Genomic DNA, 14,041 nt, shown 5'->3' on the forward strand with positions numbered 1-14,041 from the left:
CATCATACAGACTCCTTATGTTTTTTCTGGACAATTAAACAATAAGACAAATCTGTATGATTGGGAAGAGGTTTCGGCCTCTTCCTTTATTTTTTTACTTTTTGCCAATGATAATTATACTCTAAGGATATTTTTTTACGCACAAGCCCTCAGGCTTTCCTGATAGCATTCCATACAGGTGTCAAACGCCGGAGCAATTCCAAGCATCTGCTTCATGGCAAGGTAACGGAGCGCTTCCAGTTCCTGTGAAAAATAGCTGGCTCTTAATACCTTTCCACATTGCAGGCAGTAACTCTCTACCACACCCCAGGTCTTTTCATCCCGGTCAAAAAACAGGTTCTCAAGCCGTATCGAACGCTTCAAATCCGCTGTTCCCATTATATAGAGCGGGCGGATTCTTTCCCAGTATTCATATTTCAGGACATCCCGTATGTGTTTTTCCCGATACTGGTATGTTCGCAATTCGCTTTCCAGTTTCCAGATCCGGATTTCCAGTTCCTGCCGCTCCTGAGCGTCTTCTTTTCCTTTCTGCTTTTCCCGCTCCAGAAGCTTTCTGGTATCATGCAATTCTTTTCTTAATTTCTTTGTTATGATCCCCAAAAGCATTTTATTCGTCTCCTCCTTTCATGCTGTTTTTCTTTGCTGACGTTTTGATTCCGACAAAAGCCTTTGAATCTGCTCCCCAAATCGGGTATTTCGTTTGGTCACTGCGTCTGTTCGGATTGCCTGTGCCATCGCTCGTTTGCTTCCTACAATGATCACCTTTTTCTGGGCTCTTGTCACTGCTGTATAAAACAGGTTCCGCCGCAACATCCTCCGGAAACATGACAACATGGGAAGAATCACTACCGGATACTCGCTACCCTGTGATTTATGAACGGACATCGCATAGGCATGAATCAATGGCCAGAAATCATCGTCCTCATAGGTCATGATCCGTTCATCCCCAAAATCTACACGCATCATATTTTTCCCATCCTGATGGTAAATATTTAGGACTTCCCCTACATCACCATTGGAAACTTCATCCATATTCTTTATCTGCATTACTTTGTCGTTTTCTCGGAAAATCTGTTTTCCATTTTTTACTTCCGGATACCCCTTTCTATGAGGATTCACAATATCATGAAGAACAAGATTTAAAGCATCCGCCCCTACCTCGGTATCCTTACGTAAAGGGGAAAGTACCTGCACATCATCCCAGGTACCTTTTTGCATTTCCAATTCTTCCTGATAAAGTTTTTGAATAATTTCAGAAGCTTCTTTAGCATTCATAGCCGGATAAAACTGAAACGTGTCATCAAAAACTAGGTCCAAACGATTTTTATTTATCTTATCCCCGTTCTGGTAAATCGTAGAATTGGATTCCTGCCGGAAATTTTCGTCTAAAATGGTAACTGGTATGACATTGGAATCAATCATTTCTTTAAATACATTTCCCGGGCCAACAGATTCAATCTGGTCTTTATCTCCTACCATAACCAAACGCGCCCCAGACTTAATGCTTGAGAACAGTTTGTCCGCAAGAAACATGTCCACCATACTGAACTCATCTGCAATAACCAGATCGTCCGGCATCGTATGGTAATCGTTCCACTCGTCTTCTCCTTCTTCCCCAGTCAGCCCCACTGCTTTATGGATTGTAAGTGCCGGATAACCAGTACTTTCGTACATCCTTCTTCGTGCCTTTCCAGTAGGAGCGCACAAAAGAATGGCTGCCTCTTTATTCAATACTTCTTGAATGGCAATGATGAACCGGATAATTGTTGTTTTACCGCGTCCTGGTCCTCCGGTGATAATGGAAACTGGATGGGAAAATGCCATACGGATTGCTTCTTTTTGTTTTTTTGAAAGGATTATCTTTTCATTTTTTTGTATTCGTTCTAAAATACCGTCAATTTTTACTTCCATCCCCTTTTGCATCATAAGTTTTACAAGGGCTGCTGCAGCCCCAAGCTCTGCGTGGAAACATTTGGGGGTGTAGAATGCCCCTCGATCCACAATCAGGCTACCTTCTTTTCGGATCATGTCATTTCCTGCATCTTTAATTGCACGTTCCGATACAAGGCCGGTATCCCTTTTATGATTTAACAATCTACTTGCGCCATCCAGAATATTCTGACTGGTCAGGAAAAGATGTCCTTCTTCCTCCGCTTCCTTCATTATATGCTGAATCGCAGCTTTGATTCTGAAAGGATTATTCGGTTTGAAATTTTTTGCCCGTATGGCAATGGGATCTACCGTAAGAAATCCAAATCCGCTAATTTCACATAAGCGGAAAGGATTTTCCTTAACGATATGAAGCGCTGCATTGCCAAAATATTCCTGTATCATTGCAATCTTACGCGGAGTAAGTCCAAGCGGAGACATATAAACCATCAATTCCCGCAAATCATTGCTTTTCCTGTAACAAGCAATAATCTCATTCAGTCTGGATTCTGTAATACCACGGACATTAAGTAGCTCCTCCGGACAGTTTTCCAGAACATAAAAGGTCTTTTTCCCAAATTTATTTACAATCTCTTCAGCTGTTACCGGCCCTATTCCTTTGATCAGATTGGAAGATAAATATGCCCTAATTCCTTCCTCTGTTGTCGGGGTATATACTTTAAAGCAGGAAACTTCATACTGCATCCCATACTTCCCGTTTTTCCATTCTCCTTCCAGTTCCAAGTCCAGTCCATCACTGGTTGGCAGTTCGATACCGACAGCTTGGAATAATCCATAACCGCCATTTCCCTTCTGTACCACTTTTTCCGGAAGCTCCTCTTCTGTAATATAGGAGGCAACCGTATATCCATTTCCGGCGTTGTAATAAATCTTTCTTACTGGTCTACATTGCATATGTTCGTCCTCCCTTTTTCCAGGAAATCCAAAGAAATCGACCCCTTTCCTTTATGAAAAAACCGTCTTTTTTTAATTCCTTTTCTGCCAAAATCAAGATCCTTCCTGGATATCCATGTAAAATCCCGATTCGCTGAAATTGTTTTTCCGAACGTATCGTACAAATTCCCTCTCTACTGATTGAAAATTCATGTTTTCCTGTTCTTTCAAGTTTTTCCCGAAAACGTCGGAAATACTGCCTCCCTTCCTGTTGATACCACAGGATTGCAAGGCAGATTTCATCATCAGGCAGGGGATTTTCTGTACAGTTTTTCCTTACTGTTTCCGTCTCTCCAGTCTTCGATTTCTCACCGGATGCGGAATCATCAGAAGATACTTTCTCTGTATTTTCTTTTTGTACTCTCTCGGATACTTTCTCATGCTTTTCCTCCTCTTCGTCCTTAAAAAACTCCCACAATGCTATTCCTACGATAACAGGGACAGCCAGTGACAGGGATTGAAAAATCACTGCCAGAAATACCGGCCACAAAAACGGTGAAACCAAAAGACCAAAAATCCCTGTTGCAGTACAAAATGCCAGATGCTGCTTCATCCAGTTTTTTATTTTTTGCATTCGCGCCCCACTCCCTTATTCAATAGCAATCTTAATCAAAAGGTAATTCCTCATCTGGCACATTCATGTACCGCTCATCCAGACTACGACTTCTTTCTCTGGAACTCCTTGAAGAAGAACTGCTTCTTCTGCCAGAGCTTTTGCCTGTGGCACTTTTCTGCCTTGCCGACGTTACTTCGTAATCATCTTCATAATCTTCCTCATAATCATCCTCTTCCCTTCGGGATGTTCTTCCTGATTTTGCATTGCTTTTACGAGCAGAGGAAGCTTCCTTACGGGAACTCTTTCTGGAGGTACGTTCTTCTCTATGCTCTTCTGAAGTACGTTTGCTTTCTGCAAAATTGATTTCTTCCGCAATCAGACGCACTCCATATACCTGTTCCCCATCCTTATTTCTGTAATTGTCATTTTCCATCCGGCCGCTGACAATTATTTTTAAGCCCTGCACCAGATATTTTTCTGTAAACTCAGCGAGCCAGCCATACGCACAGCAAAAGAAAAAATCTGCTTTTTCGCCGTCTTCTTTCGCAAATTTACGATCTACTGCCAGTCGAAAATTTGCGATTGCCATTTCCCCTTTTTGTGTATCTACATAGCGAATTTCCGGATCTCTTACTAAGCGTCCCATCATGATTGATTTATTCATGCCTTTCCCTCCTTGGCTTTCATCCATTAAAAAAAGCACTTAGAGATTCCTCCTAAATGCCACTTTATGCCTCTTTTCTATTGTTGATATCTGCCCTCCCTTCTATTGGTAAAATACTACTGATCCACCACCTCTTTCTTTGAATTATTGTTTGCATCTGCATCCTTTTCGAAAAACAAAAAGGCCACTTAGAAATTTTCATTCTAAATGGCCGCGCTGTTTTCGCCAGGAACGTCTGGTTCCTTAAAATTGTCTCCCAGTCTTTCCGGGACAAAATTTCTTATCCTTCCTTTAAAGGATACAAATACAAATTTCATTTTTATACTAACACAATATATAGATACAGTCAATATTTCTTTTTGCAATATATTGTACAACAATATATTGCAATTTAATCTCAATAAGAATTGTAGCAAACAAAATCTATAAATAACAACATAATTTTCCTTTCAGCATTCCTCTTTTTTATTGTATGAGGAATGAGATAATCATATTGGATAATAGATTTTCCAGTTGATAGACTACATTTTTTTATAAAGCGTCGTATAACGCGACGGGCTTTCTGTATAATCTTTTTCAATGAAATTTTTCATTTCCTACAGGCAATCTCTTTTTTCCAAACGCCATTTCGTCACCTCTTCCATATACTCTGCACTGAAATATCCAACCTGTTCTACTTTCTCAGAAATACCTATTTCAAGTATAGCAGAAGATTAAAAAATCTCACTACTTCTTCCTTGCCAATTTTTCTAATATCATCCAGAGCTGTCCATTATTTTCCCTATATAACTCCATAAAAGACCTGTTCAACTCTAATACCACATACTTTAAACAAGCAGTTATTTTAAAAGCGTATGGTCTATTGAAAAGACATCTACATCTGATTTCCGAAAGGAAAATGTATCCTTTTCACCAATAATGATATGATCCAAAAGCTCTATTCCCATCATCTGGCAGGCAAAGACAAGCCTTTTCGTAATATCTGTATCCTCTTTACTTGCTTTTACAGAACCAGACGGATGATTATGGATTAAAATAATACCATTAGCCCCAGATAGAATTGCAGTTCTCAAAATTTCCGGAATAGGAACTAGGGAATAACTTGCAGTTCCAACTGAACAAATAGATGCATTGATGACACGGCCAGACGTTGCAACCTGAATGGAAACCAATGTTTCTCTGTCTCTATCTCGGATCATATTTTTCACAAAATGAACCGCATCTTCAGGGGAAGTTATAACCATAGTTGGAGCAAACCAAGAATCCCTTTTTAATTCAACGTGTACAAAATCCATAGATTCTTCCTTTCTGCTGGGCAATAAGAATTACCCAGCCTGATTTATTTTGTATTCCTTGCAATATTTCATTCGTCTTATACCTATCCGTGCAGAAAGCTCATTACGGATTGTACGGATTGGACAACGCGATTTCCTTTTGAGGAAACATTTCATTGTAAAATCGACATGCCATTTTGTGTGCATAAATAAATATGATTGCTCAATCGTTCTGATTGTTGAACGCTTTTCTCATTCGATTCCTGAAGCATTTTCATAAGGCCATCCTGCTTCTCTACAAATGGAATTGCAATACATTCATGAATGGATGACGGAAAAATAAGGAACTCTTCTCCCAACTTTTCTGACAGAATTCTATACACCTCTGGAAGTAAAATCCCAGCTGCTCCCAAATTCATTCTTTGATTTGTAATAGCATATATTGGAAACACATTTTCATCAGAAAGCCTTAGATTGTTGCCGAGAATCAGCAGATCTGTTTTTAAATTTTCAAAGGCATGTTCTATTAATTCGTCTTCAAAAATTTTCATCTTTTCCATATAAGGCCACGAAATTTTGACAATCCAGCCCTTTTCGAAGCGCACGTAAAACAAAATCAAAAAAACTTTTGTTTTTCTATAAAAAATTTTTGTTTTCTTAAAGTTCTTCAGATTCTCAATGCTATAAATTAAAGGCTTTACTTTTGAAAGAATAACGCTTTTATCTGCAAACATATCCTGTTTTAACTTCGGCAGATAGTTTGATGCCTCAACCAGCATAGCTGCCAGTTCCTCATCTGATTTCTCACCCCAATCCGTTTCATAGAAAAGGGTGATGCCAAATGGGAGGAGTGAACTCGCTGGCATCACTTCTATGCCATACTTCATACCATTATTATCTATCTTTTCTTGACATTTCAGGGAATAACCTCTTTCTTTCATTATCGGTTTTAACCTGACAATTCTTTCTTCCACTATTTTCTTCTCATTTGTCATCTTATTTTTCTCCTTTTCTTTCCAAACTAAAATGAGCTGATATTGCTACCAGCCCATTGTCATTTTGTATTTGATTGAATCACTCTTAGCTGTGGCATCTTTGCTTACACATTCTGATACCATCTTATTTCCCTATCATTTTTTCTAACACAGTCAGAAGTCGTCCGTTATTTTCCCGATACTGCTCCATAAAAGGTCTGTCCAAATCAAATGCCGTATATTTATAATACAAAAAAAGTGGGAGGGCATGTACCTTTTCATTTTCTGGAATCTGCTTTAAAAGCTTTGCAATGCGAAGCACCACCTCCACTTCGCATTGCAGGAACACCTGATCTTCCTTTGTAAAATATTTTTTCACCCATCTGTCGACCGTTCTTTGCGGTCCCGTAAAATGATGGGGATAGTCCACACAAAGAAGCGGTTCTAATCCTCCTGGATTGATTTCTATAGGATATGTACGGCATGCTCTTGGATTCACCTCATGAATACTGCATCTTCCATCTTGTAAAAAAATACAGCTATCCTCTGGCCCGGTTACTTTTAGCGTAAATACTATGTAACCGCATGCATTCAATAATACTGGAACGGTAAACTGTTGTAAAACGCCCTCTATATCCGATACCTGCCCTTTTTTCTTTAAATATTTCGCAATCCGGTATATATCCAGGCTTTCCAATGGTACACTCTCCCTGACATGGCGGCAACAGGCTCCGCATCGCTTGCATTGAAATGCAAATTTCTGTTTCGGCACCATCGGAACCATTGATAAACATTCCTTCATTATCTGCTTCCTTTCTAGGTATGCATATTATACACTGCAGTTTTCAAATCTTCCGGTCCATGTAAAATGATGCCTCCTACAATTCCGTAACCATGCTTCCTGCATTCGCAAAATCCAAAACTATAGGGAAGGAAATCATCATAAATCTCAATCTGTATAGCATTTTCCCATTGAAAATGTTTAGACAAAAATTTCCCCAGCTTCCGTCTCAGCTGTGGATGCTTTACCACTTCTTTTAAATTTTTTCTGCTTCTGAATACGATTTTAGGCAAATGGTTTTCTTTCAGGGACAGAAATTTTATATGAAGTTCCTCTCCCGCAAAAGCTTTTTGGAATATCTCGTATGGAAGAGAAATTCGCTCTTTCCGACCCTTATAGCAATCACTCTCCACAGAGGATGCCCAAAAGAAATGAATCTCCACATATTTCTCATTTACATGATTTTCTAAAATACAGATCCGCGCAAAAGAAGAACCATCCTGCACAATCCAGGAACCATTTTTTTCTGCCTCAGCAGCCTCTTTTTGCAGGATATAAAATCTCTGACTGACTCCTGCTTCACGGGATATGGTCCTGATATCGCAGCCCTCCTTATTGCAATCCATTTTCACTAATATTCTCTGCATCATCTTCCATTCCTCCGTAATAATAGTTTTTTCATTCCGGAATCATACAAAAATCCCTACGCTCCTTTTTAGGAGAGCATCCTATCTGGATACTCTCCATGCCTGCGACAGTGCTATGCAGCCAATTCTAACATTACACTTTCGGCTCTTTGGAATTCAAAACAATAACAGTACTGTTCCGTCTCAAAAGTGATATGATCTGTCTCTTCTTCTACAACTCTTAATACTTTTTCGGTACGTTTCCATAAACCATCTTCACAGTACCATGCCGGCCATCCCACTTTCAAAGGCAGCTGCACCCAGCCATATTTCCATAAGGTCTGTTTTCTTCGTTTCATTTGGTTTCCTCCTCTCTTACTATAGTTGTTCTGTAACATTGTGTTTCCTGTGCCATATGTAAAAACAGCATCTATTATTTTTGAAATAATACATGCTGTTGACACACTTATACAATTAAACAACAAAAAAGCACCAATTATTTCCATTCTAAAAATAATCAGTGCCCTTCTTATTTACATTTACATTGAACATATCGTTGCTACATTAAATTGCTCCAAATCACTTTAATTTTACAACTGCTTTCATTGCAAAATTTCCCGCCTGTGTGACGCAAAACTTAGCTTCCGGTAAACCTACCGGAACAAAACGTGATAATTTCCAAATGGGAAATTAAAAATTTATCACTTATATTTTAGAATAACGATAGGAACCTGTCAATAGATTTATGTTGATCAGAAATCAGTAAAAGTTTCAAACTCTGCATTTATCATTTCAGTAAACATTTCAATTCCCCTACAATCTAGAAATATTTTTAAACAAAGCCTACCTATATTCCAACTACTATAAGTAATATACCAAGTATTCTTCCCACAATTCTTGATTTCTAGCATTCTAAAAGAACACCTGTTTCAGGCATAACAGATGGTAGTATAGCAGCAACTATGCCCATTACTATAATTCCATATTTACATTTTTCGCTTTGTGTCACCTCGACAACTTCTAATTTTCATGGACAAATGAAATTCACGAAATCCACCAATCTCCGTTTGCAGATTGATTTAAACATCCAATCTCTTCCGAAATTGTATTACCTGCAAAATCTTTTATAATAATTTTATTATAGTATTGATATGTATCCGTTGCGCAATCATTTTCCTCATCCCAGCCTTCTTCTACCCATTTCTCTAAATAAACCTTTCCATCCTCTATTAATATAACAGTCTCTTGTTCTTGAAGCGGAAAGGAAATTTTTTCTGGATAATAGCACTGGAACCCATCTTCATTGTCCTGACTAATAACATAGAAAGGATTACCAATGATTTTCAAATTGTACAAATTCACTTTTTCTATGTTAAATTCTGCAACCGCTTCTAATACCTTTTCTGGAATATATTTATATAAAGTTATTACTTTTTTATCAGAATCTCCCTGTAAAAATAAAAAAAATTATCTACATATACAGGTGCACTGTAGACAACATTTCGTTTCTTATCAAAAGGTTTGTATACATCTCCTGTATAAAAATCATAAAATTGTAATTCGGAGCCTTGATACCCTCCTTGTTCAGCCCATTTTATCAAATCATGCAAATCCTCAAAATCCGACCGAGAATATCCAAATCTATTTTGCCCATATATTTTTTCAACACATCTGCCTTCAATCCTATTAAACTTTTTTATCATATTATCATCCTTTGCTTATATTATACTTCATCAAAAATAACCGCAGGTTAATGGCACGCGGATATACACAATCCTGCGTTTTCATTTCAGTGATTGAATTGCTGAGGATTCCCGCTTATCATTCTAAAGTTTTGTTTCCTTAATTTCTTATATTATATATACTTTAGTTGAGGACTTTAAGCGTTAAAAAGACTTCCATTTCATTTATGCAGTGTATAATACTCCAAACCCAAAATACTGCGTTTTATGCAGATTTTTCTGATATCTCCAACCGAAGTGCCGCCATATACACTTCCCGAAACAGAAAATCTCTTTTCTTTCCCCTTCCAGCTGCCATACAGATAATAATCCAATGCTTTTCCGCTGGTGCTTAAATCCTTGCCTGTTATCCTTGTTGTTTCATGTACCGGTTTCTCAAAAGTCAATAAGTAATTGACCGGAAATGTGATGCCAAAGGAAATAACAAATACAGCAAATATAACAGAAATCTTGCGTCCCAATCTCTGCGGGGTTTTTGTTTTTAAAGATTTTATGATATAAGGAATGACAAGTACGACCGTAATCCCTGCTGCTATTTTCAGATACTCTATAAGGCTGCACTCATATATATTCAGATTGAACAGACATAAAACCAAGGCAATGCCGGCCCCGATAAACGGCATTTGAAACGCCAGTCCCTGTACCTTTTTGCTGAAGGCTTCGATATACATATAAGGATAAAATCTGAGATACATGGCATAAGAAAGCAAAAGTACCGCAATTAAAATCACAAGCTTTATTTTACCGCCGATCAAAACAGCAGCCAAATTGGAAAATACCAGAACCTGTCCGGCTGTTTTGATATTCTTTTCGGTTTCTGTGATATTGATACCTTTCGTTCCCTTTGACGTATTTTTCATACTCTTATTTCCCCTGTCTGAAGTTCTTTCTTTCCGGCAAAGACTGCCAGGCAATACTTTTTACAGAATAAATAACTCGCTCCAATTATAGCAGAAGATTCCAAAAAATCCTACTGTCAAATGTGGTAATGCATAACTTGAACCCTATTTATTCCCATGATATACTCTTCTTATCAAAATCAGCCCATCGAAAAGGAGCCCGTATGAATATCAAAAAACAAACCATTGTTTTCATTTCCGTTTTAACGGTTTTACTGGTCGGACTTTTGGGTACACGCTTCTGGTATGATAGTAAATGTGTAAAATTTCAGGACAAAAATATGGAAATACAGACACTCTATCTTTTGAATACAGGAAGAGGACGGGTACTAAAAAAAGAGCTTCATCAGATTGAACATTTTTATGTAACTAACGAAGACGGACGTTTTACCACCCTGGAAGATTTGAAACAATTTCCGAATCTAAAAAGTGTATCCCTCGATTATGGTGTACGTTCTATGACAGATGAGGAAAAAGAAGAATTCAAAAAGCAAAGGAAAATGATCCAGCCCATGCTGGCAGAAACACTTCCTGATCTGAAAGATTTGAGAGAACTGAATCTGACTGGTTTTGATTACTTTGAGAACCTGGATTTTCTTTCAGAATGTACACAGGTAGAAGATTTAACCATTTGGGACAGCCAGGTAGAAGATATTCACGGAATCCAAAGATTGAAAATGAGAAGTAGAGGGTATCCATTCCCTTAAGTACACGACAAATAAGCCATCTTTCGGTGGCTGCTTTAAAAATTGAATATTAGAAATGTTAAGGTTATGCAGTTGCTGACTTGATTTTATAACCTTGATTCCTTGCTATGATGATTGCCTGCTCTACTGTAATCTCACGGTCCGCAGGCGGTAGGTCGGATTTTTGGTAAAGTTCTGCATTATAGTTTTCCCCGTTCTTCAACATGTGGTATAATGCGGTAAGAAGCATTCTTGCTATTGCAAGGATTGCTTTCTTGTGACCGCGACGCTTTCTGATACGGAGATAACGGTTACGCATTTCAGGATGCTTAGTGCTTTTTACGACAGCGTTTGCGCACTGTACTAAAAGCGGTTTGATGTAGCATCCGGCCTTGGACACCCGGACAGATTTTTTCTTCCCTGCACTTTCATTGTTGGTTGGTGTAAGCCCAGCCCATGAGCACAAGTGTTTCGCCGAAGGAAAAGCCTCCATATTGGTACCGATTTCGGAAATGATTCCGATGGCAGTGAAAGTACTGCTGATACCAGGAGCGGTTTGAAGAATGGAAAGTTCCTGCTGATAGGGAGCGGCGAGCGCAAGAATGAGTTCTTCAAGCTCTGCTTTCCGGGATTCAAGGTTTTCATAATGAGCTTTGATTACTTTGAGTTTGCCAGCCTGTTCCGGAGTGATATAGCCATCAATGGCATTGCGAAGCTCGGGAAGTTTTTTCTTCAGGCTTCTGAAAACAAGAGGTTCAAGGTCAAAGGAAGTATTTGCGGGATTTTCCAAAAGTTTATCCAGTATCGCCTGAGCAGATTTGCCGAAGGTGTCCGAAACAACGTTTCCCAACTGGATATTGGAAACCGTGAGACAGTTCTGCAAACGATTCTTTTCGCTTGATTTGAAGCAGGTTAGTTTGAAACGGTAACGCATTAGGTCGCGAAGCTGGCGAATGTCAGCAGGTGGCATAAAGCTTCCGGCAACAAGGTCATGCTTAAACAGGTCAGCAATCCATTTGGCATCTTTTTTGTCAGTTTTCTTTCCACGGATAGCCTTAACATATTTAGGATGAGCAAGGACAATCGAACAATCCGATTCCAAGATGTTATAAACAGGGATCCAGTATTTACCGGTAGATTCCATACAGACATCCTTGCAATTGCGATCGAGTAACCACTGTAACAAAGTTTTCAGACCGCTCGTGTAGGTCGAAAACCGGCGGCTCTCGTAAGAAGTGACACCTTTATCGTTAGTAGAAGCGATACAGGCAACTACAAAAGTCTTGTGGACATCAATGCCACAGCAGATTTTGTACACGATTTTTAAAGCCATAGGGACTCCTTTCAGAACCAGAAGGTTCACTAAAGATTATAGGGAGAGACGGCATTGACTGAACGCCTAAGCCATAAACGAGAATGTTTATACAAAGATAAGATTACGTGCTTGAAATCACACTTATTTGTGCTTGAAAAGGCGGACTACACATATAAACATACGGTCATCCGGCAAGCCGGACAGCCCACTCACCTCCCCGTGATTTGTAGTATACCGAGTTCCCTATAAGAAGAATTATAAAGAAAAAATAAGCTCAGGAAAACATTTTCATAACGTTTTGTGCCTGAGCGAAGCGAAAGGAATGGATATAAACATGGAAAATCTACGTATTCTTGATTTAAACCTGAATCCTTTTACAGATATTTCCCCCTTACAGAATCTGCAGCATTTGGAGGCAGTGAATCTGTGTTGGGTGCCCGTAGAAAATCTGGAAATTCTGACTAGAATCCCCTCCCTGAAGCTGGTCATGTACGAACCAGCTTCACAGGAGGAGGAAAAAATTTTGCAGAAATTAGAACGTCAGGGTGTTACCGTTTACAGAGAAGCTTCCGATGACTGGTGGCTGTGGAAACGGCAGCGGGAGAAGGATGAGAAAGCTCTCCACTAAACATCAAGCCTATTTTATCTCTCCTTCTCCTCCGAGTTCTCATAGGGCTGTTTTTCAAACCAGTTCTGAAATTCCGCTGCCAAGACGTCAGAGGAGAATTTCAATTTCCGTTTTTTTCCGTCCATATCTTCATACACCACATAATAAACCTTGCCTCTGACATGGTCCCCGATTTCTGCTTCCACCAAAGAATCCATGATACATCGGATATAGGCTCTGTGACAGAGAATAAAACCGCCCCGGTCACAGGTCAGATACCAGTCTCTTTGCCATTGTGGACGGTGCTGATCTGTTCTGTCCCTCCAGAAAATCCCAAGCCTGCACTGCTGCTTCCACGCCTTAAACAGGCTGATCAACGGTATCCCATAAGAACACGGCACCACCAGTGCCAGACAAAACAGTATGATCTTTATGCCTTCCGGATCGGAACCCCTGTAAAAAAACACGAGAACACCTATGAACAGACAGGCAAGCAGCATGATAACAAACACCGAAAAGCCTGACCAGAAAAATATCCTGGTCAAAGAATCGTCATAGATTGTTTTTTCTCTTCTTTTAGCGCTCTTCATTTTTTCCTCCTCTGCACGCCGCTATTTCAAAGCTTTTTCGGAAAGCCTGGTATCTCCCCAGGGAGTCTTCAGCAGAGTGTCATTTCCGATAATTCCCGCCCGTACAATCTCAACTGGATCTTTTAGCTCGGAAATTTTGATACCGTTAATACAGGCCTTTGCCTCAAATTCCTCAAAATTTTGATAGGTCTGATCCTGGAACACAAAAGAAATATTTTCTTTTCGTTCTTCTGCATCCGGCGGAACCACACAGGACCCCAGAAGATATACGCCTCCCTGATAATGAAATTCTACCAGAGCAAAGGACATATCTGCTTCATAGTCCGATCGTATGATCTCCATCACATCTTTTCCCATAATCCATAATGGTTTCTTTTCTTTCTTTTTGAATCCAAACATAAATCGTTTCCTCCCTTATCGTTTTTCCGCAATGCGGACACTTTT

General features: G+C 39.3%; 16 protein-coding genes. 1 reads left to right on the forward strand and 15 read right to left on the reverse strand.

Features of this window, described 5'->3' with window-relative positions; translation table 11 throughout:
- Positions 1–135 precede the first annotated feature (135 nt).
- From QOX44_RS16235 to QOX44_RS16290, 12 genes are all read right to left on the reverse strand, one after another.
- Positions 136–606: a hypothetical protein gene (locus tag QOX44_RS16235; RefSeq protein WP_283684703.1), complete on the reverse strand. Its 471-nt coding sequence runs from the start codon at positions 604–606 to the stop codon at positions 136–138.
- A gap of 18 nt (positions 607–624) precedes the next feature.
- On the reverse strand, positions 625–2,844 hold the full coding sequence (gene recD2, locus QOX44_RS16240) for an SF1B family DNA helicase RecD2 (RefSeq protein ID WP_283684704.1): 2,220 nt from the start codon (positions 2,842–2,844) through the stop codon (positions 625–627).
- Entirely contained in the window at positions 2,834–3,457 is a 624-nt protein-coding gene (locus QOX44_RS16245; RefSeq protein ID WP_283684706.1) for a hypothetical protein, read from the reverse strand. Before QOX44_RS16245 ends, recD2 begins: the two co-directional genes overlap by 11 nt.
- 31 nt (positions 3,458–3,488) lie before the next feature.
- Positions 3,489–4,103, reverse strand: coding sequence for a single-stranded DNA-binding protein (locus QOX44_RS16250; RefSeq protein WP_283684707.1), 615 nt, complete (start codon positions 4,101–4,103; stop codon positions 3,489–3,491).
- Positions 4,104–4,942: 839 nt separating this feature from the next.
- On the reverse strand, positions 4,943–5,398 hold the full coding sequence (locus QOX44_RS16255; protein WP_283684709.1) for a JAB domain-containing protein: 456 nt from the start codon (positions 5,396–5,398) through the stop codon (positions 4,943–4,945).
- Positions 5,399–5,550: 152 nt separating this feature from the next.
- Positions 5,551–6,372 carry a DUF5688 family protein gene (locus tag QOX44_RS16260; RefSeq protein ID WP_283684711.1) on the reverse strand — a complete coding sequence of 274 codons (822 nt, stop codon included), beginning with the start codon at positions 6,370–6,372 and terminating at the stop codon, positions 5,551–5,553.
- 124 nt (positions 6,373–6,496) lie between these two features.
- Positions 6,497–7,153 (reverse strand): YkgJ family cysteine cluster protein, encoded by a 657-nt coding sequence (locus tag QOX44_RS16265; RefSeq protein WP_283684713.1) that lies wholly within the window; start codon positions 7,151–7,153, stop codon positions 6,497–6,499.
- 14 nt (positions 7,154–7,167) lie between these two features.
- Positions 7,168–7,782, reverse strand: a complete 615-nt coding sequence (locus QOX44_RS16270; RefSeq protein ID WP_283684715.1) for a DUF4120 family protein — start codon at positions 7,780–7,782, stop codon at positions 7,168–7,170.
- A gap of 110 nt (positions 7,783–7,892) precedes the next feature.
- Positions 7,893–8,117 carry a hypothetical protein gene (locus QOX44_RS16275; protein WP_283684716.1) on the reverse strand — a complete coding sequence of 75 codons (225 nt, stop codon included), beginning with the start codon at positions 8,115–8,117 and terminating at the stop codon, positions 7,893–7,895.
- A 685-nt stretch (positions 8,118–8,802) separates the two neighbouring features.
- Positions 8,803–9,105: a hypothetical protein gene (locus tag QOX44_RS16280; protein ID WP_283684718.1), complete on the reverse strand. Its 303-nt coding sequence runs from the start codon at positions 9,103–9,105 to the stop codon at positions 8,803–8,805.
- Between the two features lie 80 nt (positions 9,106–9,185).
- On the reverse strand, positions 9,186–9,461 hold the full coding sequence (locus QOX44_RS16285) for a hypothetical protein (RefSeq protein ID WP_283684719.1): 276 nt from the start codon (positions 9,459–9,461) through the stop codon (positions 9,186–9,188).
- A 200-nt stretch (positions 9,462–9,661) separates the two neighbouring features.
- The gene (locus QOX44_RS16290; RefSeq protein ID WP_283684720.1) at positions 9,662–10,360 is read right to left on the reverse strand and encodes a hypothetical protein; all 699 of its coding nucleotides are present in this window, start codon (positions 10,358–10,360) and stop codon (positions 9,662–9,664) included.
- A 203-nt stretch (positions 10,361–10,563) separates the two neighbouring features.
- Here QOX44_RS16290 and QOX44_RS16295 point away from each other — a divergent pair, with 203 nt between their 5' ends.
- Positions 10,564–11,106, forward strand: coding sequence for a hypothetical protein (locus tag QOX44_RS16295; protein WP_283684722.1), 543 nt, complete (start codon positions 10,564–10,566; stop codon positions 11,104–11,106).
- A gap of 64 nt (positions 11,107–11,170) precedes the next feature.
- Here the strand turns inward: QOX44_RS16295 and QOX44_RS16300 are convergent, their stop codons facing one another.
- From QOX44_RS16300 to QOX44_RS16310, 3 genes are all read right to left on the reverse strand, one after another.
- Positions 11,171–12,418 carry an IS110 family transposase gene (locus tag QOX44_RS16300; protein WP_283680954.1) on the reverse strand — a complete coding sequence of 416 codons (1,248 nt, stop codon included), beginning with the start codon at positions 12,416–12,418 and terminating at the stop codon, positions 11,171–11,173.
- A gap of 624 nt (positions 12,419–13,042) precedes the next feature.
- Positions 13,043–13,597: a hypothetical protein gene (locus tag QOX44_RS16305; RefSeq protein WP_283684724.1), complete on the reverse strand. Its 555-nt coding sequence runs from the start codon at positions 13,595–13,597 to the stop codon at positions 13,043–13,045.
- A gap of 21 nt (positions 13,598–13,618) precedes the next feature.
- The gene (locus QOX44_RS16310; protein ID WP_283684726.1) at positions 13,619–13,996 is read right to left on the reverse strand and encodes a hypothetical protein; all 378 of its coding nucleotides are present in this window, start codon (positions 13,994–13,996) and stop codon (positions 13,619–13,621) included.
- Between the last annotated feature and the right edge of the window lie 45 nt (positions 13,997–14,041).

The sequence above is a fragment of the Parablautia sp. Marseille-Q6255 genome, from assembly GCF_951230155.1.
Taxonomy (GTDB): Bacteria; Bacillota; Clostridia; order Lachnospirales; family Lachnospiraceae; genus Choladousia.

Excerpts from the sequence above, each read along its gene's own strand:
- QOX44_RS16255 (WP_283684709.1), bottom strand. The coding sequence starts at position 5,398 with ATGGATTTTGTACACGTTGAATTAAAAAGGGATTCTTGGTTTGCTCCA.
- QOX44_RS16265 (WP_283684713.1), bottom strand. The coding sequence starts at position 7,153 with ATGAAGGAATGTTTATCAATGGTTCCGATGGTGCCGAAACAGAAATTT.
- QOX44_RS16295 (WP_283684722.1), top strand. The coding sequence starts at position 10,564 with ATGAATATCAAAAAACAAACCATTGTTTTCATTTCCGTTTTAACGGTT.
- QOX44_RS16300 (WP_283680954.1), bottom strand. The coding sequence starts at position 12,418 with ATGGCTTTAAAAATCGTGTACAAAATCTGCTGTGGCATTGATGTCCAC.
- QOX44_RS16235 (WP_283684703.1), bottom strand. The coding sequence starts at position 606 with ATGCTTTTGGGGATCATAACAAAGAAATTAAGAAAAGAATTGCATGAT.
- QOX44_RS16270 (WP_283684715.1), bottom strand. The coding sequence starts at position 7,782 with ATGATGCAGAGAATATTAGTGAAAATGGATTGCAATAAGGAGGGCTGC.
- recD2 (WP_283684704.1), bottom strand. The coding sequence starts at position 2,844 with ATGCAATGTAGACCAGTAAGAAAGATTTATTACAACGCCGGAAATGGA.
- QOX44_RS16310 (WP_283684726.1), bottom strand. The coding sequence starts at position 13,996 with ATGTTTGGATTCAAAAAGAAAGAAAAGAAACCATTATGGATTATGGGA.
- QOX44_RS16285 (WP_283684719.1), bottom strand. The coding sequence starts at position 9,461 with ATGATAAAAAAGTTTAATAGGATTGAAGGCAGATGTGTTGAAAAAATA.
- QOX44_RS16305 (WP_283684724.1), bottom strand. The coding sequence starts at position 13,597 with ATGAAGAGCGCTAAAAGAAGAGAAAAAACAATCTATGACGATTCTTTG.
- QOX44_RS16250 (WP_283684707.1), bottom strand. The coding sequence starts at position 4,103 with ATGAATAAATCAATCATGATGGGACGCTTAGTAAGAGATCCGGAAATT.
- QOX44_RS16260 (WP_283684711.1), bottom strand. The coding sequence starts at position 6,372 with ATGACAAATGAGAAGAAAATAGTGGAAGAAAGAATTGTCAGGTTAAAA.
- QOX44_RS16290 (WP_283684720.1), bottom strand. The coding sequence starts at position 10,360 with ATGAAAAATACGTCAAAGGGAACGAAAGGTATCAATATCACAGAAACC.
- QOX44_RS16245 (WP_283684706.1), bottom strand. The coding sequence starts at position 3,457 with ATGCAAAAAATAAAAAACTGGATGAAGCAGCATCTGGCATTTTGTACT.
- QOX44_RS16275 (WP_283684716.1), bottom strand. The coding sequence starts at position 8,117 with ATGAAACGAAGAAAACAGACCTTATGGAAATATGGCTGGGTGCAGCTG.